At 61.5% G+C, this 20,560-nt stretch carries 19 protein-coding genes; 8 read left to right on the plus strand and 11 right to left on the minus strand.

From position 1 onward, the window contains the following. Positions 1-765 (plus strand): MurR/RpiR family transcriptional regulator (locus AC3ZU9_RS29575; RefSeq protein ID WP_490091702.1); only part of this gene is annotated, 765 nt, incomplete at its 5' end. 287 nt (positions 766-1,052) lie between these two features. Here the strand turns inward: AC3ZU9_RS29575 and AC3ZU9_RS29580 are convergent. Then, on the minus strand, positions 1,053-1,958 hold the full coding sequence (locus AC3ZU9_RS29580) for a hypothetical protein (RefSeq protein WP_046034030.1): 906 nt from the start codon (positions 1,956-1,958) through the stop codon (positions 1,053-1,055). Between the two features lie 303 nt (positions 1,959-2,261). On the opposite strand from AC3ZU9_RS29580, the gene AC3ZU9_RS29585 reads away from it, so the two are divergent. Both AC3ZU9_RS29585 and AC3ZU9_RS29590 read left to right on the plus strand, forming a co-directional pair. After that, complete coding sequence (locus AC3ZU9_RS29585; protein ID WP_010564812.1) at positions 2,262-2,945, plus strand: response regulator transcription factor; 684 nt, start codon at positions 2,262-2,264, stop codon at positions 2,943-2,945. Continuing rightward, entirely contained in the window at positions 2,923-4,317 is a 1,395-nt protein-coding gene (locus AC3ZU9_RS29590; RefSeq protein WP_490091703.1) for a sensor histidine kinase, read from the plus strand. Before AC3ZU9_RS29585 ends, AC3ZU9_RS29590 begins: the two co-directional genes overlap by 23 nt. Positions 4,318-4,364: 47 nt before the next feature. Here the strand turns inward: AC3ZU9_RS29590 and AC3ZU9_RS29595 are convergent, their stop codons facing one another. Genes AC3ZU9_RS29595 through AC3ZU9_RS29605 form a run of 3 tightly spaced genes read right to left on the minus strand, consistent with a single transcriptional unit; the run spans position 4,365 to position 6,630 of the window. Next, on the minus strand, positions 4,365-4,781 hold the full coding sequence (locus AC3ZU9_RS29595; RefSeq protein WP_012723772.1) for an SRPBCC family protein: 417 nt from the start codon (positions 4,779-4,781) through the stop codon (positions 4,365-4,367). Positions 4,782-4,810: 29 nt separating this feature from the next. Next, positions 4,811-5,608, minus strand: a complete 798-nt coding sequence (locus AC3ZU9_RS29600; protein ID WP_012723771.1) for an SDR family NAD(P)-dependent oxidoreductase — start codon at positions 5,606-5,608, stop codon at positions 4,811-4,813. A 17-nt stretch (positions 5,609-5,625) separates the two neighbouring features. Continuing rightward, positions 5,626-6,630: an aldo/keto reductase gene (locus AC3ZU9_RS29605; protein ID WP_490091704.1), complete on the minus strand. Its 1,005-nt coding sequence runs from the start codon at positions 6,628-6,630 to the stop codon at positions 5,626-5,628. 127 nt (positions 6,631-6,757) lie between these two features. Here AC3ZU9_RS29605 and AC3ZU9_RS29610 point away from each other — a divergent pair, with 127 nt between their 5' ends. Beyond that, a complete protein-coding gene (locus tag AC3ZU9_RS29610; protein ID WP_046034027.1) occupies positions 6,758-7,651 on the plus strand; it encodes a LysR substrate-binding domain-containing protein in 894 nt (297 codons plus the stop codon). A gap of 51 nt (positions 7,652-7,702) precedes the next feature. On the opposite strand, the gene AC3ZU9_RS29615 is transcribed toward AC3ZU9_RS29610, so the two are convergent. Together AC3ZU9_RS29615 and AC3ZU9_RS29620 are read right to left on the minus strand one after the other, a co-directional pair. Then, on the minus strand, positions 7,703-8,995 hold the full coding sequence (locus AC3ZU9_RS29615; RefSeq protein ID WP_490091705.1) for an NAD(P)/FAD-dependent oxidoreductase: 1,293 nt from the start codon (positions 8,993-8,995) through the stop codon (positions 7,703-7,705). Continuing rightward, on the minus strand, positions 8,992-10,080 hold the full coding sequence (locus AC3ZU9_RS29620; protein WP_046034025.1) for a polyamine ABC transporter substrate-binding protein: 1,089 nt from the start codon (positions 10,078-10,080) through the stop codon (positions 8,992-8,994). Before AC3ZU9_RS29620 ends, AC3ZU9_RS29615 begins: the two co-directional genes overlap by 4 nt. Before the next feature lie 209 nt (positions 10,081-10,289). On the opposite strand from AC3ZU9_RS29620, the gene AC3ZU9_RS29625 reads away from it, so the two are divergent. Together AC3ZU9_RS29625 and AC3ZU9_RS29630 are read left to right on the plus strand one after the other, a co-directional pair. Then, positions 10,290-11,177 carry a helix-turn-helix domain-containing protein gene (locus AC3ZU9_RS29625; protein ID WP_046034024.1) on the plus strand — a complete coding sequence of 296 codons (888 nt, stop codon included), beginning with the start codon at positions 10,290-10,292 and terminating at the stop codon, positions 11,175-11,177. A gap of 87 nt (positions 11,178-11,264) precedes the next feature. Continuing rightward, positions 11,265-13,427 carry a TonB-dependent siderophore receptor gene (locus AC3ZU9_RS29630; RefSeq protein WP_490091706.1) on the plus strand — a complete coding sequence of 721 codons (2,163 nt, stop codon included), beginning with the start codon at positions 11,265-11,267 and terminating at the stop codon, positions 13,425-13,427. Positions 13,428-13,430: 3 nt separating this feature from the next. Here AC3ZU9_RS29630 and AC3ZU9_RS29635 read toward each other — a convergent pair whose 3' ends face one another. Then, entirely contained in the window at positions 13,431-13,868 is a 438-nt protein-coding gene (locus AC3ZU9_RS29635; protein ID WP_490091707.1) for a carboxymuconolactone decarboxylase family protein, read from the minus strand. A gap of 437 nt (positions 13,869-14,305) precedes the next feature. Continuing rightward, positions 14,306-14,776 carry an Lrp/AsnC family transcriptional regulator gene (locus AC3ZU9_RS29640; RefSeq protein ID WP_012723762.1) on the minus strand — a complete coding sequence of 157 codons (471 nt, stop codon included), beginning with the start codon at positions 14,774-14,776 and terminating at the stop codon, positions 14,306-14,308. Positions 14,777-14,899: 123 nt separating this feature from the next. Between AC3ZU9_RS29640 and AC3ZU9_RS29645 the strand changes: the two genes are divergently transcribed. Beyond that, positions 14,900-16,135, plus strand: a complete 1,236-nt coding sequence (locus AC3ZU9_RS29645) for a methionine gamma-lyase (RefSeq protein WP_012723761.1) — start codon at positions 14,900-14,902, stop codon at positions 16,133-16,135. Between the two features lie 155 nt (positions 16,136-16,290). Further along, positions 16,291-16,962 (plus strand): helix-turn-helix transcriptional regulator, encoded by a 672-nt coding sequence (locus AC3ZU9_RS29650; protein WP_490091708.1) that lies wholly within the window; start codon positions 16,291-16,293, stop codon positions 16,960-16,962. Positions 16,963-17,032: 70 nt separating this feature from the next. On the opposite strand, the gene AC3ZU9_RS29655 is transcribed toward AC3ZU9_RS29650, so the two are convergent. The 3 genes from AC3ZU9_RS29655 to AC3ZU9_RS29665 all read right to left on the minus strand — a co-directional run. Continuing rightward, positions 17,033-18,991: a MacB family efflux pump subunit gene (locus AC3ZU9_RS29655; RefSeq protein WP_012723759.1), complete on the minus strand. Its 1,959-nt coding sequence runs from the start codon at positions 18,989-18,991 to the stop codon at positions 17,033-17,035. Between the two features lie 3 nt (positions 18,992-18,994). Further along, positions 18,995-20,146: a macrolide transporter subunit MacA gene (gene macA / locus AC3ZU9_RS29660; RefSeq protein WP_122810554.1), complete on the minus strand. Its 1,152-nt coding sequence runs from the start codon at positions 20,144-20,146 to the stop codon at positions 18,995-18,997. Positions 20,147-20,336: 190 nt separating this feature from the next. After that, positions 20,337-20,560, minus strand: a 224-nt coding sequence (locus AC3ZU9_RS29665) for a hypothetical protein (RefSeq protein WP_490091709.1), incomplete at its 5' end; no start/stop codon positions are given.

Genomic DNA, 20,560 nt, shown 5'->3' on the forward strand with positions numbered 1-20,560 from the left:
CAGAGCGACCGGATCATGGTCGACCGCATCAGCGACATCGCCCGTGAGTGCGAAGTGCACCCGTCGGCCATCGTGCGCTTCTCCCAGCGCTTCGGTTTCAGTGGGTTCAGTGAGATGCAGGCGCTGTTTCGCGAGGCCTACACCCACAAGACCACACCGGTGCAGAACTACCAGCAGCGCATCCGCAGCATGATCGCCAACAAGTCGCAGAAAGCCAGCGGCGGCGACCTGGCGCGCGAGTGCGTCAACGCCACCCTGTCCGGAATCGAGCGCCTTGGGCTGGAACTGGATGACGTGGCCTTCGACAAGGCCGTGGACCTGGTGGTCAACGCCGACAACATCTACGTGGTCGGCGTGCGCCGCTCCTTTGCGGTGGCCGATTACCTGGTCTACAACCTGCAGCACACCAACAAGCGCATCCACCTGATCTCGGGCCTGGGCGGCAGCTACCGCGAGCAGATGCGCAGCGTGCGCGCCAATGACCTGGTGATCGCCATCAGTTTCACGCCCTACGGCAAAGAGACCCAGCACTGCCTGCGCATCGCCCAGCACCACCAGGCCAAGACGCTGATCATCACCGACAGCAACCTGTCGCCCCTGGCCAAGCGCGCGAACGCGGTGCTGTTGGTCAATGAAGGTTCGTCGTTTGCCTTCCGCTCGTTGAGCGCCACCCTGTGCCTGTGCCAGGCGCTGTTTATTGCGGTGGCGTACCGATTGGAGTTGAAAGTGGACGAGATCCACGAGCAGGTTGGGTTTGATGACTGACCTGCTGCCCCACCTTGTGATCAGTAAATAGCTGCCAGCGCGCGGCCGTGGTGACAAGTTGGCTGGCGCTACACACCACCCAATGTGGGAGCGGGCTTGCCCGCGAAAGCGTTGTGTCAGTCAACTCATGAGTCACTGATACACCGCATTCCCGAGCAAGCCCGCCCCCACAGTTTTTTACCGAGTAAGACGTGCTATCAGTGCACGAATATCGCGATCAGGATGATGATCGGGATTGGGATACCGAGGAACCACAGAAGTAATGAGCGCATGATGTTCTCCTTGAATTAACGTACGAAGTGTTCGGTTTCGACATACACCACGGCATCGCGACGGCGACCGCCGAAGGTGGCTGCGAAGCTGGCGAAGAATGCACCGATCAACAGCGCGATAAAGGTCCACAGCGAGGTATACGCAGCGACTTTGGCGGCAGTGTCAGCGGCTTGCTTGGCTTTGAGCTTGGCGTCTTCAACGGCTTTACGGGCATCGCCGTAGACCTTGTCGATTCGCGCCTCGGCATCCGCCTGGCTGAGGTTGGTGCGTTGGCTGATCAGTTGGGCCAGGTAGGCACGATCTTCGGCGGCAAGCTGGCCGTCGTTGCTCAGGGTGCGAGTGAAGATGCGTGCAACCACGCCGTGGGCCGCGTCTTCACTGACGGCAACCGGGCGATCATCGCGGAACAGGCTGTCAACGTAGTAATCGAAGTCGCCGCCGTTGACGCCCTTGGCGGCACTGCCGGCCGCTTGGGTGATACCACTGGCCGCGCCCGCTGCAACGCTCGCGCCGGCTTTGACGCCACCGCTGACGACACTGCTGACCGAACCCACCACCAGCATCGCCGTGATCAGTGTGGCAACAGCCCAGGCCAGGAAGCCGTGGGCGGTGTCGCGAAAGTACACCTCATCGCCGTGCATATTGGCCCACTTCACGCGCAACCGACCGGCGATATAACCGCCCAGCCCGGACGCGACGATCTGCGTGAACGCCAGCCAGACAATCGTGGAAATGCCAAGCCCCTTGGCACTGATACCGCTGTCGGCCCACGGCGACACCGCCGAAAAGCCCAGGCCGAAGCCCAGCAGTACCAGGATCAGCGACAACGCAGCCGCGGCAGCGGCCCCGGCAAAGATCGCCCCCCAGGAAACCCCGGAGAGCGCGCTCGACTCTTGCAGCGTGGATGAGGATGTGATCATTGTTGTTTTGCTCCAAGGCAGAAAAATAGTGTTACAAGTCTCAAAAGGGACAGTGCAGTCACCATGCCAGTCGCGATTAAATTTAAAATCTTTATAGATCAATAGCTTAAGTATTTTGAACTTACCAAAACCATGCAAGTTGCAAGAATCGATCGTTTAAGGCGGGCGTTATGCATTCCATGCACTGAGCGGTGATGAAATCTGTGTCAGTTTTGCCAAGATGAAGTTTTATTTAGGAAGCATTCAGGCATTTCTTGGCAAAATGTGTCCACTTCTAGTGTCAATCGCTCACCAGGTAATCCTATGACCCGTATTTTGACCATCGAGGATGACGCCGTAACAGCCCGCGAGATCGTCGCCGAGCTGAGTAGCCATGGACTGGATGTAGACTGGGTAGACAACGGCCGCGAGGGCCTGGTCCGCGCAGTGAGTGGGGATTACGACCTGATCACCCTCGATCGCATGCTGCCGGAACTCGATGGCCTGGCTATCGTCACGACCCTGCGTACCATTGGTGTATCAACACCGATCCTGATGATCAGTGCCCTCTCCGATGTTGACGAACGCGTGCGCGGCCTGCGGGCCGGGGGTGATGATTACCTCACCAAGCCGTTCGCCTCGGATGAAATGGCCGCCCGTGTCGAAGTGCTGCTGCGACGCAAAAGCACGGTCAAGGAATTCGAAACCGCCCTGCGCGTGGCCGACCTGGAACTGAACCTGATCAGCCGCGAAGCCAGCCGCGCCGACCAGCCCCTGAGCCTGTTGCCCACCGAATACAAACTGCTCGAGTTCCTGATGCGCAACACCGGGCAGATCCTGTCGCGGATGATGATTTTCGAGGAAGTCTGGGGCTATCACTTCGACCCAGGTACCAACCTCATCGACGTGCACATCGGTCGCCTGCGCAAAAAGATCGACCCACCGGGCCTCACACCGCTGATCCGCACGGTACGAGGTTCCGGTTATGTCATTGCTGAACCCCTCTAAAGGCTGGCGCTCCTCCAGCAGCCGTTTGCTGGCGCTGTACAGTTCGTTGTTCGTGGCCTGGAGCTGCATCCTGATGGGGGTGTTGTATTACGAGGTCTCCGGGTACCTGGGCGACCTGTCGCGCCATTCCCTACTGCAGCGCCAGCACTTGTTCCAGCGTTTTGACGGCGAAGAACTGGTGGAAGCCCTGACCACCAGCATGACCTTCGACATGAAGGGCGTGGACGCCTACGGCCTGTTCGACGAGCAGTTCCGGCCCTTGAACGGGCCGATCCGCGCGATGCCGCCGGACCTGCCCCTGGACGGCAAGATTCACGCCCTGGCCAATTGCGTCGACTCCGACGACCCCAAACTGCCCAAGGACAGCTGCGACGCCGTGGCCACCCACACCGACGACGGCCGCTGGGTGGTGCTGGTGCGTGCCAACGGTTCGTTGTTTGGCGTGACCCGCATCATCTGGCATGCGCTGTTGTGGGCGCTGTCGCTGACGATCATCCCCGGTGCCGCCGGCTGGCACTTGCTGCGCCGCCGTCCGTTGCGGCGCATTCGCGGCATCCAGGCCAGCGCCGAAGCCATCGTCGCCGGTGACCTCACCCACCGTCTGCCGCTGTCCGATCGGCGTGACGAACTGGACATGCTTGCCGCCATCGTCAACGCCATGCTCGACCGCATCGAGAAGCTGATGAACGAGGTCAAGGGAGTGTGCGACAACATCGCCCACGACCTGCGCACCCCGCTCACGCGCCTGCGTGCGCAGCTGTATCGCATCAAACAGGAGGCTGAGGCGGAGTCGGACTATGCGGTGAAACTGGACGACGCGATTGCCGAAACCGACACCCTGATGGCGCGGTTTCGCGGGCTGTTGCGGATCTCCGAACTGGAAGACCACCAGCGGCGCTCAGGTTTCCTGGTCATGGACCCGTTACCGCTGCTGCGCGAACTGCATGACTTCTACCTGCCCCTGGCCGAAGAAGGCGAACTGCAACTTAAGTTGGAAATCCCGGAGTCCCTGCCGTGGATCACCGGCGACCGCGCCCTCTTGTTCGAAGCCCTGGCCAACCTGCTGAGCAACTCGATCAAGTTCTCCCCTCCGGGCGGCGAAGTGATGCTGCGCGGGGTCAATGATGCCGGCAGTACACGCATTGAAGTGCATGACTCGGGGCCGGGTATACCCGCGGCGGAGCGTGACGCGGTGTTCCAGCGTTTCTATCGCGTGGATGAAAGCGACCAGCAAGGCGGGTTCGGGCTGGGCTTGTCGATTGTGGCGGCGATCATCAACTTGCATGGGTTCAAGTTGGAAGTGGGTACGAGTGCCCAAGGGGGCGCGCGCCTGATTCTGGAGTGCCGCCAACAGTTGATGCCTGAAGCCTGATCCATCAGGCAGTGAGGTCCACAGGTGGGAGGGCCTGAAGGATGGAATCAGGCCGGGAAGTTGGCCCGCAACGCCTCCAACCCACCGCTGTAGACACCGGCAAACAACTCCTCCACCGCCGAATCCGTAGTCCCCACCGCCGGGGTGAACACACCGGACCAGGTGACTTTCGCCGACGTCTCGCTCAGCGCTTCAACCTGCAACGTCGCCAGGTACGCACTCACCGGAAACGGCGACTGCTCGATGGTGTAGCTGTAAGTACGCCCCACGTTATCGAAGGTCTGCAAACGCTCGACCACCACGCCGCCATCGGCGGTTTCCAGATGCCGCACACGACCGCCATCGCTGGGCTCGCTCTTGACGATAAACGGCAGCCAGTCCGGCAGGCTGTTGAAGCCGCCGACCAATTGCCAGACCTGATCGGCCGAAACCGGAACTTCAATGACCGAAGACGCTGTTGCCACGATTAATACTCCCTAAAATGAAAAACAATTCAGATTGCCATGCTGTCGACAACACCACCATCGACCCGCAACGCGGCACCGGTGGTGGCAGAAGACAGGGGTGAAGCAATGTAAGCCACCAAGTTGGCGACTTCATCCACATTCGCCGCCCGCTGGATGATCGACGTCGGCCGCGCATGACGCACGAAGACATCCGCCTCGTCCCGCGCACTGCGCCCGGATTTCTGGGTCGCGTCCTTGAGCATCTGCTCCAGGCCATCGGTGAAGGTCGGGCCCGGCAGCACGGCGTTGACCGTCACACCCGTCCCTGCGAGGCGCTTGGCCAAGCCATGGGACACCGCCAGGTTGGCGCTTTTGGTCACGCCGTAATTGATCATGTCCGCCGGCGTCGCCACACCGGATTCCGACGACACGAAGATCACCCGTCCCCAGCCTTGCTCAACCATGCCCGGCACGTAATGGCGCGCCAGGCGTACGCCGGAGATCACGTTGACCTCGTAGAAGCGCGTCCACTCACTGTCCGGCGCTTCAAAGAAATCCACATCGTTGAAGATGCCCAGGTTGTTGACCAGGATGTCGGCACGCGGTTCGGCGGCGAACAGTTTTTCTGCGCCTTCGACCGTGCCGAGGTCCGCCACCCACCCGCGCAGGTCCGCGCCTGGCACGGCCTGACGGATGCTCGCCAATGCATCATCCACCTTGCCGGCGTCACGTCCGATCACCACCACCGTGGCGCCGGACTGTGCCAGCGCGAGGCTGATACCCAGGCCGATACCGGCGGTGCTGCCACTGACGATGGCCACTTTACCGCTTACATCAATTTTCATCGGTTGAACTCCTGAAGTTAACGCGGCAGTGGTGCACGGTCCGAAATCAATCGGGCATCGCGCAGGGCCTGCCAGAAGGCTGCCGGGATTTTCTCTGACAACGCCACGACGTCTTCGGCAATCCGCCCCGGACGACTGGCGCCTGGAATCACCGCCGCCACGGCCGGGTGCGCCAGGGAGAATTGCAGGGCCGCGGCTTTCACGCTCACGCCAAACGCTTGGGCAATCGCCTTGATCTGCTCGACCTTTTGGATGATCGCCGGGCTGGCCTGCTGGTATTCGAAATGCTCACCACCGGCGAGAATGCCGGAGCTGTAGGGACCACCGACGACGATCTCGACGTGCTGCGCCAGGGCCGCGTCCATCAGGCGTTGCAGGGCACGATCATGGTCCAACAGAGTGTAGCGGCCGGCCAGTAAAAAGCCGTCGGGTTGCGCTTCGGTCAGGTCCAGGGTCAGTTCGCAGGGCTCGACGCGGTTCACACCCAGGCCCCAGGCCTTGATCACACCCTCTTCGCGCAGCCGGGTGAGGACTTTGAACGCGCCGGTGCGGGCTTGGTTGAAGTATTCCAGCCACTGGTCGCCGTAGAAGTCTTGGGCGATATCATGGATCCACACGATGTCCAGGCGATCGGTCTGCAGGCGTTCCAGGCTGTCTTCAATCGAGCGCATCGTTGCATCGGCGCTGTAGTCGTTGACCATCTTGTTCGGGCGACCGTGTTCGAACACGCCGCTTTTTTCGCCAAGGTCACGGGGGCTTTCTTCGACTTCATCAAGAATCACCCGGCCGACTTTGGTGCTGAGCACGAAGTCATCGCGGTTGTACTGCGACAGCGCCTGGCCCAGACGCAATTCGGAAAGGCCCGAGCCATAGAACGGCGCGGTGTCGAAGTAGCGCACGCCGGCGTTCCAGACGGCCTCGACAGTGGCCTGGGCTTCTGCTTCGGGGATGGCGCGGAACATATTGCCCAGCGGTGCGGTGCCGAAGCCCAGAACGCCGGGCAGTGTGTCTTTCAAACTCATGGTGGGATCCTCAATCGGTTCGTGGTCGCGGTGACCGTTGAGCAGAGGCTAGATTGCCTAGATCGGACCGTCCAAGACATACTGCGACCAACTTGAGTCGCTACAGGTCTTAAAGAAAAGGTCCAACATGATCGATCTCCGTCAACTGCGCTATTTCGAAGTGGTCGCTGAAGAAGAACACGTCGGCCGGGCCGCCGAGCGCCTGCACATCTCCCAATCGCCGCTGAGCCGGCAGATCGCCCAGCTCGAAGAGCGCCTGGGCCTGACCCTGTTCGAACGCAGCCAGCAACGCATCCGCCTGACCCGTGACGGCCAGACCTTCCTGGCGGAAACCAAGGCGCTGCTGACCCACGCCAATCGCCTGGAGTCCCTGGGCAAGCGCCTGGGCCGCGGTGAAGAAGGCGGCCTGTGCATCGGCTATATCGAAAACGCCATGCATGCCGGCGTACTGCCCAACGCCTTGCGCGTCCTGAGGGATGACCGGCCCACCGTGCATATCAAGCTGTACAACCAGCCCTCCCTCGAACAACTCGAAGGCCTGCGCCAACGCAGCCTGGACATTGCCCTGGTCGGCGAACCACCCGCCGCCGATGACCCGGACCTGACCGCGCTGCAGGTGCTCGACGACCCCATGCTGCTGGCACTGCCCGAGCATCATCCATTGGCCCGCCAAAACGCGCTGTTGCCGCAACACCTGGCCGACCAGGAATGGATCGGGGTGCAGCGCAAACCCGGCGCCAACCCCGCCGACGACTTCGTCGCCGCCTGCATCCGCGCCGGTTTCACCCCGCAGATTCCCATGGAGGCCGGTGAGCCGTTTACCGCCTTGGGGCTGGTCGCTTCGGGGCTGGGCGTGGCAATGGTGCAAAAAGGCCTGAGCCGCAATGCACCGCCGGGCGTGGTGTTGCGGGAGTTGCCGTGGATGACCTACACCACGCCGCTGTGGGCGGCGTGGCATCGGATAAACCTCCGGCCGTTGGTAGAAACCTTCCGAAAGGTACTCACCGCTCCCCAAGACTGATGGGATACAAAATGTGGGAGGGGGCTTACTCCCTCCCACATTGGATTGTGACTAGAGCCATTCCCGCAACCGATACCACATCATCCCCAGTGCCAACAGCGGCGAACGCAGCGCCTTGCCGCCGGGGAACGTCATGTGCGGCACTTGGCTGAACATATCCAGGCCCGAGCTATGACCGGCGTGGATACCCTCGGCCAGCAGCCTTGCACACCAGTGCGTTACGTTCAGCCCATGCCCCGAATACCCCTGGGCATAAAACACATTCGGGTACTGCTTCAACCGCCCCACCTGCGGAAAACGGTTGGCCGTGATGCCGATCTTGCCGCCCCACTGAAACTCAATGGCGGTCTGGGCCAATTGCGGGAACACCTTGAGCATTTTCGGCTGCATATAGGCGGCGATGTCCGCTGGGTCGCGTCCGGAGTAATGGCAGGCGCCGCCGAACAACAGGCGTCGGTCGGCGGACAGTCGGTAGTAGTCCAGGCCGACTTTCTGGTCGCACAGCGCGAGGTTTTGCGGGATCAACGGGGTGGCGATGTCCTCCGATAACGGCTCGGTGGCGATGATGTAGCTGCCGGCCGGAAGCACCTTGCCGCTCAAACGGGGCTCCAGTTCCTCCAGGTGCGCATTGCACGCCAGCACCAGGCTGGCCGCGCGCACGGTGCCACCGGCGCAGCGCACCTGCACGGTGTCGCCGTGGAGCAGTTCCAGCACTTCGGTGTGCTCGAAAATCCGCACGCCGAGGGACTCGGCCAGCCGTGCTTCACCCAATACCAGGTTCAGCGGATGCAAATGCCCGGAGCCCATGTCCACCAGGCCACCGGCATACACTGTCGAGCCCACCACCTGTTGCATGTCCTGTGGGCCGACCAGACGGGTTTCATGCACGTACCCCAGGTCGGCCAGGTGTGCCTGCTCGGCCTTGAACGCGGCGAACTGTGCCGGCGTATTGGCCAATTCACAAAAGCCCCAGCGCAGGTCGCAGTCGATGCTGTGCTCGCGAATGCGCTCGCCCACCAGCGCCACCGACTCAATCCCGGCGCGTTCCAGGTAACGCACGCCCTCCTCGCCCACATGCTTGGCGAACCCCGACACGTCATGGCCGATGCCGCGAATCAACTGCCCGCCATTGCGCCCGCTGGCGCCCCAGCCGATGCGCCGGGCTTCCAACAGGACTACCGAGAGCCCACGCTGGGCCAGTTCGATGGCGGTATTGACGCCGGTGAAGCCGCCGCCGATCACGCACACGTCAGCGGTCAGGTCGGTGCCCAGTGCCGGACGCTCCGCCAGGGCGTTGGCCGTGGCTCGGTAGTAGGAGTGGGCGTGGTCAGTTGACTGGATCATTTATTGGTTTTCACTTTGCTCCACGCGCGGGTCATCAGGCGCATGGTCGCCGGGGTGGGCGTGGTGGAAATGTAGAGTTTGTCGAGCACGGCCTGTGGCGGGTACACCTCGGGGTTGTTCACCAGTTCCGGGGCCATGAAGGCCTTGGCGGCCGGGTTGGCATTGGCATAACCCACCGAGGCGCTGACCTTGGCGATCACTTCAGGGTCGAGCAGGTAATTGATGAACGCGTGGGCTTCTTTCGGGTTACTCGCGTCGGCGGGAATCGCCAACAGGTCGAACCACAGGTTGGAGCCTTCCTTGGGAATCGAATAAGCGATGTTCACGCCGTTCTTGGCTTCCTTGGCGCGGTTGGCGGCTTGGAACACGTCGCCGGAATAACCGAAGGCCACGCAGATATCGCCGTTGGCCAAGTCCGAGATGTACTTGGAGGAATGGAAATAGGTGATGTACGGCCGCAGCGTCAGCAGCTTGGCTTCTGCCTGTTTGTAGTCCTCGGGATTCTCACTGCGCGGGTCCTTGCCCAGGTAGTTGAGGATCGCCGGGAACAGCTCGTCCGCCGAATCGAGGAAGGCCACGCCGCACTGGTTGAGCTTCTTGATGTTCTCGGGCTCGAACAGCACCGCCCACGAATCGATACGGTCGACGCCGAGCACCTGCTTGACCTTGTCGACGTTGTAACCGATGCCATTGGTGCCCCACAGGTACGGCACCGAGTGTGCGTTACCGGGGTCGTTTTTCTCCAGCAGCGCGAGCAGCTTGGGGTCGAGGTTCTTGAAGTTGGGCAGTTGCGTACGGTCGAGCTTGAGGAACGCACCGGCCTTGACCTGTCGCGCCAGGAAGTGGTTGGACGGCACCACCACGTCATAGCCGGTGCGCCCGGCCAGCAACTTGCCCTCCAGGGTTTCGTTGGAGTCGAATACGTCGTAGACCGGCTGGATCCCGGTCTTGGCCTGGAAATCGGCCAGGGTGGTCTCGCCGATGTAGTCGGTCCAGTTGTAGATGCTCACCGTCGGTGCCGCCTGGCTGGTGCTGCTGAATGCCGCCACCAGTGCCAGCGGGAGAAGCTGTTTCACAAGACGCATATCGACACCCCTTTATTGGTTGTTAGACGCTCAACAGCACGACCCCACACGCCCAGGCACTGCTTGAGCCTGTCGCAGTCCATGGCTGGGGGACTGGCGTCGGCTTGTACACCTGGCGCATTGAGGTCTATCTTGAGGCCGCTGCCCGTCGGAATCTATCCACTTTGCACGCGCCACAACGCACCATTAGAGTGCGCCCAGGGTATCCCATGACACAGTCGACAGCGTTGCGCGTACAGGCCTTCACCACCGGTGATGTGGCCGCTCAATGCGGTGCGACACCCGGCTGGGTGCAGCAGTACCAGCAGATGTCCCCAGGGCATTTCGCCGGGCAGATCCGCTACCTCGACCTGCAAGGCGTGCAGGTGTACGAAGAGCGCATGAACACCCGCGTGGAGCAGCATTTCAACGCGCCGTCAGGGTCGTTGGCGTTCTGCTTCGACGGCAGCGACAACGCGCTGTACGTGCTCAATGGCGAAAGCCGCAACACCTGGATCACCCCGGAAAACTACCGCGAAGTGGCGGTGGTGTTCGGGCCGCAATTTGTGCAGCGTCATGGGCTGGATGTGGCAACACTCGAAGGCTTGTTCATGGCCCCGCTGACGTGCCAACAGAACGCGCTGTTCAGCCGTTGGTTAAGTAGCACGCTGACACGCTTGCCCACGGTCACCGACCCCGCCCCCCTCACCCAACAGCTGCTGGACGATTGCCTGTTCATCCTCGACAACGCCTGCGTCTGCCTGGACCGCCACGCGTTGCAGCGGCGCAGCGACGAACGCCAGTTGATGGCGCGCATTGGCGAATGGGCGGCAGACGTTCCGGACGAAACCGTCAACCTGCTGGAACTGGCCCGGATTGCCGGCGTGCCGTTGCGACAGTTGCAGCAGGGCTTCAAGACCTACACCGGCATGAGCCCGGCGCAGTGGTTGCGGCTGCGACGGTTGAATGGGGCGCGACGGGAGTTATTGAACTCACCCGGCACCACGGTGGCGGAGGTGGCGATGAATTGGTCGTTCTGGCATTTGGGGCGGTTTTCCAACAGTTATCGCGCGCTGTTCAAGGAATTGCCCAGTGAAACGTTGAAACATCGCCACTAACGGAGAAACCTTCTCAATACCTTGTAAAACCTGGCCGATATGCCTAGCTTATGCGCCCCCCGCCCTGCGCTTTAAGGCCTTGCCCCCATGGTTTCGCGTTTTCGTCCCGTCGTCACCTCACGTTTCGCCCTCGGCCTGCTGCTCAGTGGCGGCATCGGTAACAGCCTGGCGGCTGAAATTGAGCTGCCGGCGGTGAAGGTCCAAGGCCAGGACACGTCAGGCTACCGCAGTGAAACCGCCTCGGTCGGCAGCTTCGATGACGCGCCGCTGCTGGACACCCCGGCCTCGATCACCGTGATCAACGCCGCGCTGATCAAGGACCAGCAAGCGCGCCTGCTCAGTGAAGTGCTGCGTAACGATGCCTCGGTGGGCGACAGCTATGCGCCCATCGGCTATTACGAAAACTTTGTGGTGCGCGGCTTCTCGCTGAACGCGGCCAGCAGCTACAAGATCAATGGGCGCACCATCACCGGCGAGCAGAACGTTGCCCTGGAAAACAAGCAGCAGGTGGAAGTGCTCAAGGGCCTGGCGGGCCTGCAAAGCGGCATCTCCGAACCCAGCGGCGTGATCAACTACGTGACCAAGCGCCCGGAAGATGTGCGCTCGGTGACCGTGTCCACCGACGATCGCGGCAGCGGCTATGTCGCCACCGACGTCGGCGGCTGGTTCGGCAGCGAGCAGCAGTTCGGCCTGCGCGCCAACGTCGCCCATGAAGACCTCAATTCCTATGTGGAACACGCCAACGGCCAGCGCGATTTTGTGGCCCTGGCGTTCGACTGGAACATCAGCCCGGACGCCCTGCTGCAACTGGACGCGGAGTACCAGGACAAGCAACAGCGCTCGGTGCCGGGTTACCAATTGCTGGGCGGCACGGAGGTGCCACACGGCGCCTCGCCGAAGAAACTGCTGGGGCATCAGACCGGCTCCAAACAGGTGGGCATCGACTCGCTGAACCTCAATGGCACGTTCGAATACCGCTTCAGCGATCAGTGGAAAGGCCGCCTCAGCGCGGCCCGCAGCAAGGTGGTGATCGACGATTACAGTTCGTTTGCCTGGGGTTGCTATGGGTCGACCCGTTGCACGTCAAGCGTACCGAACTACTTCAGCCCCGAAGGCAATTACGACGTCTATGACTATCGCAGCCCGGACGACACCCGCCGCGACGATGAGGTGCAGGCCGCGCTGACCGGGCTGTTCGACACCGCCGGCCTCGGCCATGAGCTGACGTTCGGCACCAGTGCGTTCCGCCGGGTGATCGACAAGCGAAAATCGGTTAACGAACTGATCGGCACCGCCAACATCGACGTGGACGCGCCCTCGTTCACGCCGACCGACAAACCCCTCAACGCCAGCCATCGCACCCTCGACAGCCGCCAGTACGGCCTGTTCGTCACCGACCGCATCCGCGTCAACGAGCAATGGCAGACGATCCTCGGCGGCCGCGAAGTGCGGCTGGACGAAAAGTCCTTCGACGGTGCCACTGGCAGCCAGGCGCGCCACACCCAGCAATACGTGTTCCTGCCGCAGGCATCGTTGATCTACAAACCGGTCGAGAGCATTTCGCTCTACACGAGCTACAGCAAAGGCCTGTCCCTGGGCGGTACCGCGCCATGGTTCGCCAGCAACGCCGATGAAACCCTGGCACCCACCACCTCGCGGCAACTCGAGGCCGGGGTCAAATACGACTGGCGCCGCATCAGCTTTGCCGCCGCCGTGTTCCAGACCCGCCAGGCCTACCAGTACGCCAAGCCTGATGGCGCCGGCAACTTCACCTACGTGCAACAGGGCGAGCAGAAGAACACCGGGCTGGAACTGTCGGCCAACGGTTGGGCCACCGAGCGCCTGCAAATCGCAACCAGCGTGGCCGCGATTCGTGCGCGGGTCACCGGCAGCGGTACGCCGGACTATGAAGGCCACCAGGCGATCAACGTGCCCAAGCTGCGCGCAAGCGTGTATGCGGACTATGCGTTGCCATGGGTGAACGGCCTGGCGGTGCTCGGTGGCGTGCAGTACAGCGCCAAGAAGTCCGCCAACCGCACCGGCACTGTCGAGGTGGGAGATTACGCGGTGGTGAATGTGGGCAGCCGCTACACCACCCAAGTGGACGGCTATGAGACGGTGTTTCGCCTGAGCGTCGACAACCTGTTCGACAAGCGCTACTGGCGCGACGCGGGCGAGTACATGGGCGATGACTACCTGTTCCAGGGCGCGCCACTGACGGCGCGCCTGAGTGCATCGGTCAACTTCTAAGGATTACTTGGGCATCTTGCGAAAACCCACGGCCAGGCGGTTCCAGCTGTTGATGGTGGCGATCGCCACGCTCAGGTCGACCTGCTCCTGAGCGCTGAACTCGGCGGCCAACGTGTTGAAATCTTCATCCGGGGCATGGGTCTGGCTGAGCAGGGTCAGGCTTTCGGCCCAGGCCAGGGCAGCACGCTCACGTGGGGTGAAGAACGGCGTTTCGCGCCAGGCCGACAGGGTGTACAAGCGGCGCTCGGTCTCGCCGCCCTTGCGTGCATCGGCGGTGTGCATGTCGAGGCAGAAGGCGCAGCCGTTGATCTGCGATACGCGCAAGCGCACCAGTTCCAGCAGTGGCAGCTCGATGGACAGTTTGCCGACGGCGGCTTCCAGGGCGCGCATGGCTTTCATGGCGTCTGGGGAGGCGGTGTAGAAATCGGTACGGGTTTGCATGGTGATATTCCGGGGCAGTGGGGATTGATGGCTAGGTTAGTCATCGGGGCTTTGGGGAGGAATATCCAATTTTGGGTAAGACGGGGTGACCAATTGTTTGTGTGTGTGTTGGGTACATATTCGTTATTGGGGTAACGGCTGCTATTGGTTCCGCGCTTACAGCGGGCCGCCCGGTGTGCCCGTCATGCGACAGGGATTTGGGGGCCGCCCAAGCTCAAAAGCAGATCAAAAACAGGCTGATATCTACCTGATGTATGAAGATCAAACTGTGGGAGGGGGCTTGCCCCCGATGGCGGTGGGGCATTTGCAGATGTATTAGCTGACACACCGCAATCGGGGGCAAGCCCCCTCCCACATTTGACCGAGATCGACAGTAAGAAACCGGCCGGCTCCAGGCCGCCGTGCTCTTGCTTTTGATCTTGATATTAGGCGCCCCATCACCCCGGCAACGGAATAACCCGCAAAGCCCGCACCGACTTATAAGAAAAACTCGAATAAATTTCCTTAACGCAAGGCAGCGTCTGCAACACCTCCCGCGCAAACTCACCAAACGACTCCAGGTCCCTAGCCACCACTTCCAACAAAAAATCATACCGCCCCGACACGTTATGACACGCCACCACCTCGGGAATCTCCAACAACCGTTGCTCAAACGCCCTGGCAATCTCCTGGGTATGACTCTCCATCATAATGCTGACAAACGCCGTCACCCCATACCCCAGCGCCTTGGGCGAGAGGATCGCCTGATACCCACTGATAACGCCACTCTCCTCCAGGTTGCGCACCCGGCGCCAACACGGTGAGGTCGTCAGAGAGACGCGGTCGGCCAACTCAGCCACCGTGAGTCGGGCATTGCCTTGCAACGCGTTTAAAAGGGCCTTATCGGTGCGGTCGAGACTGACGGGCATAACGTGCCTCTGATTGTTATTTTTAGACGATTTTCATCCCAGGATGCGGGAATTGGCAGCAAACATTGCAAAGTTCATCTCTGATTATGAGCATAGCATTGTAGGAAATAAGGAGCGCCCGACATGAACAATAAACACAACACATTCGGCTTTTCCACCCGCGCCATCCACCACGGCTACGACCCCAAGGACCATCACGGCGCGCTCGTACCGCCGATTTACCTGTCTGCCACCTTCGCATTCCCCACCGCCGAATACGGCGCCGCGTGTTTTGCCGGCGAAGCCGCCGGCCACTTTTATACGCGCATTTCCAACCCGACCCTGGCACTGCTGGAGTCACGCATGGCGACGTTGGAAAACGGCGAGGCGGCAGTGGCTTTCAGTTCCGGCATGGGAGCGATCGCCGCCACGTTCTGGACCCTGCTGCGTCCCGGTGATGAAGTGATCGTCAGTCAGACGCTGTACGGCTGCACCTTCGCGCTACTGCACCATGGCATCGGCGAATTCGGTATCAAGGTGCGGCATGTCGACCTCACCGACCTGGCCGCCCTGCAAGCGGCACTCTGCCCCGCCACCCGTATGATCTACTGCGAAACCCCGGCCAACCCCACCTTGCAACTGGTGGATATCGCCGCCGTGGCCGCCCTCGCCCATCAGCAGCCCAACGTCACCGTGGTGATCGACAACACCTACTGCACCCCCTATCTGCAACGCCCCCTCGACCTGGGCGCCGACGTGGTGGTGCATTCGGCCACCAAGTACCTCAGCGGCCACGGCGATATCACCGCGGGCATCGCCGTGAGCAGCCAGGCCCTGGCCCAGCGTATTCGCCTGCAAGGCCTCAAGGACCTGACCGGCGCGGTGATGTCGCCCCAGGACGCCTCGCTATTGATGCGCGGCCTCAAGACCCTGGCCCTGCGCATGGACCGCCATTGCAGCAATGCCCAGGCGGTGGCCGAAGCCTTGCAGGCGCACCCGGCCGTGCAGTGGGTGACTTACCCCGGTCTGCGCTCTTTCGCCCAATACGAACTGGCGACACGGCAGATGAAACTGCCTGGCGGCATGATTGCCTTCGAACTCAAGGGCGGGATCGACACCGGCCGGCGCTTCATGAATGCGCTCACAGTGTTCACGCGAGCGGTCAGCCTAGGGGATGCAGAGTCACTGGCCCAGCACCCGGCGAGCATGACCCATTCCACCTACACACCGGAGGAGCGTGCGGCGCACGGCATCAGCGAAGGGTTGGTGCGTTTGTCGGTGGGGCTGGAAGATATCGCCGACCTGCTGGCGGATGTGCAACAGGCGCTGGCCAAGTGCGCCCGTACTGTTACGCGTCCTTCTAAGCTTGTGAATATTTAATCCGATTTTTTCAGATTGGATCCCCTTCCCGTCGCCAGGCTGTACTAGCATAGGTTCCGGCGGGAAGGACTATCACGGTAGGTTATTCGCATTGGCTAGCATCTTAATCCCCGCCGCTATAAAGCCGAATGCCTGCACGCCTCATGGACGAAATGATGAACTCACAGTTGTTCCCCCATATTGGCAAGGTCATCGCCAGCACCGGCAGTCGCCATTTCCCACGCATGCTGCATGACCTGATCCTCACTCAACTGGCAGTGGACGCCACCCATATCACGCAATTGCAGGTCAGCGCCGACGGCCACACCCAGCGCAAGATCAGCCCGATCTACACCGATTCGGTCGCGCCACTGGGCGAAGAACAACCCGCCGCCCAACTGCACCTCACCCGCCGCAGGGACAACGTGCGCTACGTGCTGTCGGTGTATCGCTCACACCAGTCCGACAGCTTTTCGCCGCAGGAGCGCAGCATGCTGCAGGACTTCTCCACGTTGCTATTGCCGATGGTGGAAAAGCACATCAGCGCGATCCAGCCATGCCGCACGGGCAGCGAGCCTGTGGTGGCGGAAAACCAAGGCATCGAAACCCTGCGCCGACGCATTGAAGAGCGCCTGGTGCAATCGGGGTTGAGCCTGTCCAAGCGGGAGCTTGAGGTGTGCGTGGGCCTGCTGGCCGGGCGTACCGCGCCGGAGTTGGCGGAGCAGTTGGCGTTGAAGGTCAACACCATCGAGAGTTACCTGAAACGCGCGGCGATCAAGCTGGGGATCAGTGGGCGGCATTCGCTGTTGCGGTGGATGTATGCCACTGAGGACACCGCTAGTTTTTAAGACAACACCGATCACAATGTGGGAGGGAGCTTGCCCCCTCCCACATTTGCTCCTCATTGGCAGACCGGTCTCAATCCCTTGCCAGTGCTTCAATCGGGTCCAGCCGTGCCGCGTTCCGCGCCGGCACAAAGCCAAACACAATGCCGATCAGCGTCGAGCAGGCAAACGCGGTGATGATCGAGCCCAGTGAAAACACCATCTCCCATTCCTTCACAAACAACGAAAACAGAAACCCCAGGGCATACGACAGCGAGATCCCGATCAGCCCGCCAATCAGGCACACCATCACCGCTTCCACCAGGAACTGTTGGCGAATATCCGACTGGCGCGCGCCGACCGCCATGCGAATGCCGATCTCACGGGTACGCTCGGTGACGGACACCAACATGATATTCATCACGCCGATACCGCCCACCAGCAGCGAAATCACCGCGATCAACGACAACAACAGCGCCAGGGAGCGACTGGTCTTCTGCACCGTCTGCATGATGCTGTCGAGGTTGTTGGTGAAAAAGTCCTTGGTGCCATGGCGTTGCAGCATGAGTTTATTGACGTTGTCTTCCACCACTTTGCTCGGCTGGCCGTCCTTGATACGCACGGTGATGCTGTCCAGATGGCGCTGCCCGAGCAAGCGCCCCGCCGCCGTTTCATAGGGCACCCACACGTTCAGCGCCTTGCTGGCGGCGAACATGTTTTTATTGTCGGCAGTCACCCCAATCACCGTGCACGGCAGGTTCCCCACCAGGATCACCTGGCCCAGCGGGTCGACATTTGGTCCGAACAGACGGTGCCGGGTGTTGTGGTCGATCACCACCACCTGGGCCTGACGCCGTGCGTCGCTTTCACTGAAGGCGATACCGGCCTCGAGCTTCAGGCCCTTCACTTTGAAATAGCGGTCGCTGACGCCATTGACCTGCGCATCCAGGTCGATATTGCCAAAACGCAGCAACAGGTTGCGGCCCACCACCGGCGTGGCGCTGTCGACGTAATACAGTTGGTTCAACGCGTCCACATCCGAGGGCATCAAGGTCTCGATGGCCGAGGCGCGACTGTCGCCGAAACTGGTGCCGGAAAAGATATCAATGGTGTTGCTGCCGATCGCCTGGATGTCCTTGAGCACATAGCGCTTGGCGCCTTCACCGATGGCCGAGATCGACACCACCGAGGTAATGCCGATGACAATGCCGAGCATGGTCAGCAAGGTGCGCATGCGATGGGACACCAGCGCGACCCAGGCCATGTTGAACGCCTCCTTGAACAACCCCAGGCTCGCCACCAAGCGCCGGGCGCCGCTGCGCCTGGGCTCAATCGGGGTGTCGCTGGGCAGTTCCAGGCCGACACCGTCGTTGGCCTTGTCGCTGACAATCTCGCCGTCACTCACCTCGACGATACGCTGGGCATTCGCCGCGACCTTGGGGTCGTGGGTGACGATGATCACCGTGTGCCCGGCCGCGTGCAGCTCGGCGAGGATGCGCATCACCTCCTTGCCGCTGTGGGTGTCGAGGGCACCGGTGGGTTCATCGGCGAGGATCACTTCGCCGCCGTTCATCAACGCTCGGGCGATACTCACCCGTTGCTGCTGCCCGCCCGAGAGCTGGCTGGGGCGATGGGTGGTATGGCCCGCAAGGCCCAAGCGCGTGAGCAATTCCCGCGCGCGACTGTGCCGCGCGGTTTCCGGTGTGCCTGCGTAAATCGCCGGCATTTCCACGTTGTGCAAGGCACTCAGGTGCGCCAGCAAGTGATAGCGCTGGAAGATAAAACCAAAGTAGTCGCGGCGCAGTTCGGCCAACTGCTCGTCCCCCAGCGAGCGGGTCTCGATGCCATTGATCTTGTAGCTGCCCGCCGTGGCGTAATCCAGGCCGCCGAGGATGTTCATCAGGGTGGACTTCCCGGAGCCTGAGGCACCGATGATCGCGACCATTTCCCCGGCATGTATCGTCAGGTCGATGCCCTTGAGCGCGATGAATTCACGCTCGCCGGCCATGAAACTACGGGTGATGCCCTTGAGTTCCAACAGTGGCTGGGTCATGCGTCAGTTCCCCGCCACGGCCGGCGTGGCGTCGCCGATCACCACTTTGTCGCCTTCGGCCAGGCCGTCGAGGATCTGCACCTTGACGTTGTTGTTGATCCCGGTCTTCACATCCCGCGAAACCGCCTTGCCCTTGGCGTCCAGCACCCGCAGCGGGTAGCTGCCATCGTTGTTGCGTGCGCCAAGCGCCGCCACCGGCACCATCAACGCGGCCTGGGCAGTGTCGAGCACGATACGCACCTGGGCGGTCATGGCGATGCGCAGGCGGTGGTCGGGGTTGGGCACATCGAACAGCGCGTTATAGAACACCGCGGTGTTCTGCTTCGGCGTGCCGGCGGCCTGGGTTTCGAGGAAATTCTGCGGCGCCGGCTCGGTGCCGCGCAGCTTGGCGTAATAGCGTTTGTCGGCCTCGCCGAGGATGGTGAAATACACCTGCTGGCCGGGGCTGATATGAATCACATCCGCTTCGGAGACCTGCGCCTTGACGGTCATGGTGTCCAGGTCGGCCAACTTGAGCAGCACCGGCGCCAGTTGGCTGGCGATCACGGTCTGGCCTTCCTGGGTGACGATGCCGACCACATCGCCGTCGATGGGCGCGACGATACGGGTGTAGGCCAGGTTGACCTTGGCCGTGTCGATCTGGATATGGGCGCTCTTGATCTGGGCATCCAGGGACAACAGGTTGGCCTGTTGGACCTGGAAGGTGGACTCGGCGTCTTCGAAGTCCTGGCGCGATACCGACTCGTCGTCCTGCAGGCCCTTGTAGCGTTCGTACACGGACTTGGCTTGCTTGAGCTGGGCCGCCGTCGCACGGCGTTGGGCCTGGAGGTTTTCTTCGTCGACCTGGGCTTTGCGCAGGGTGTTTTGCAGGATCAGTGGGTCGATTTCGGCGAGCCATTGGCCCTTCTTGACCTTGTCGCCGACCTTGACCTTGAGGGACTTCAATTGGCCGGAGACTTGGGCGCCGACGTCGACTTGCTTGATGCCTTCGAGCAGGCCGGTGGCGAGGACGGCGTTTTCGATATCGCCGCGTTCGGCGGTGGCGGTCAGGTATTTCGGGGTGTCAGCGGGGGCTTGGACCGTGTAGATGATCAGGCCTATGGCGACGGTTAATACCGCGAGCATTCCTAGTTTGCGTAACGTTGACTTTTCCATGGGTGGCCTTTGGTCGTGTACATATCCGTTATCAGGGTAACGGCCGCTTATGGTTCCGCCCTTACGGCGGCTCACTTTTGAAGAGCGCAAAAGTAAGCAAAACGCTCTTGCCCCAACACTCGGCACCTCGCCTAGGCTCGGTGTGCCCTCACTCCGGCCAGCGTGTTTGACGGGGCGCCTGAGATCAAAATCAAAAGCAGATCAAAAGCAGGCTGATATCTACCTGATGTTTGGAGATCAAACTGTGGGAGGGGGCTTGCTCCCGATAGCAGTGGGACAGCCACAGATGCATCAACTGACACACCGCCATCGGGGGCAAGCCCCCTCCCACATTTGGACCGCGATCGACAATCGCAATACCGGTCGGCTTTAAGGCCGCCGCGCCCTGCCTTGGCTTTTGACCTTCGGCGCCCC

The sequence above is a fragment of the Pseudomonas sp. A39 genome, assembly GCF_058145955.1.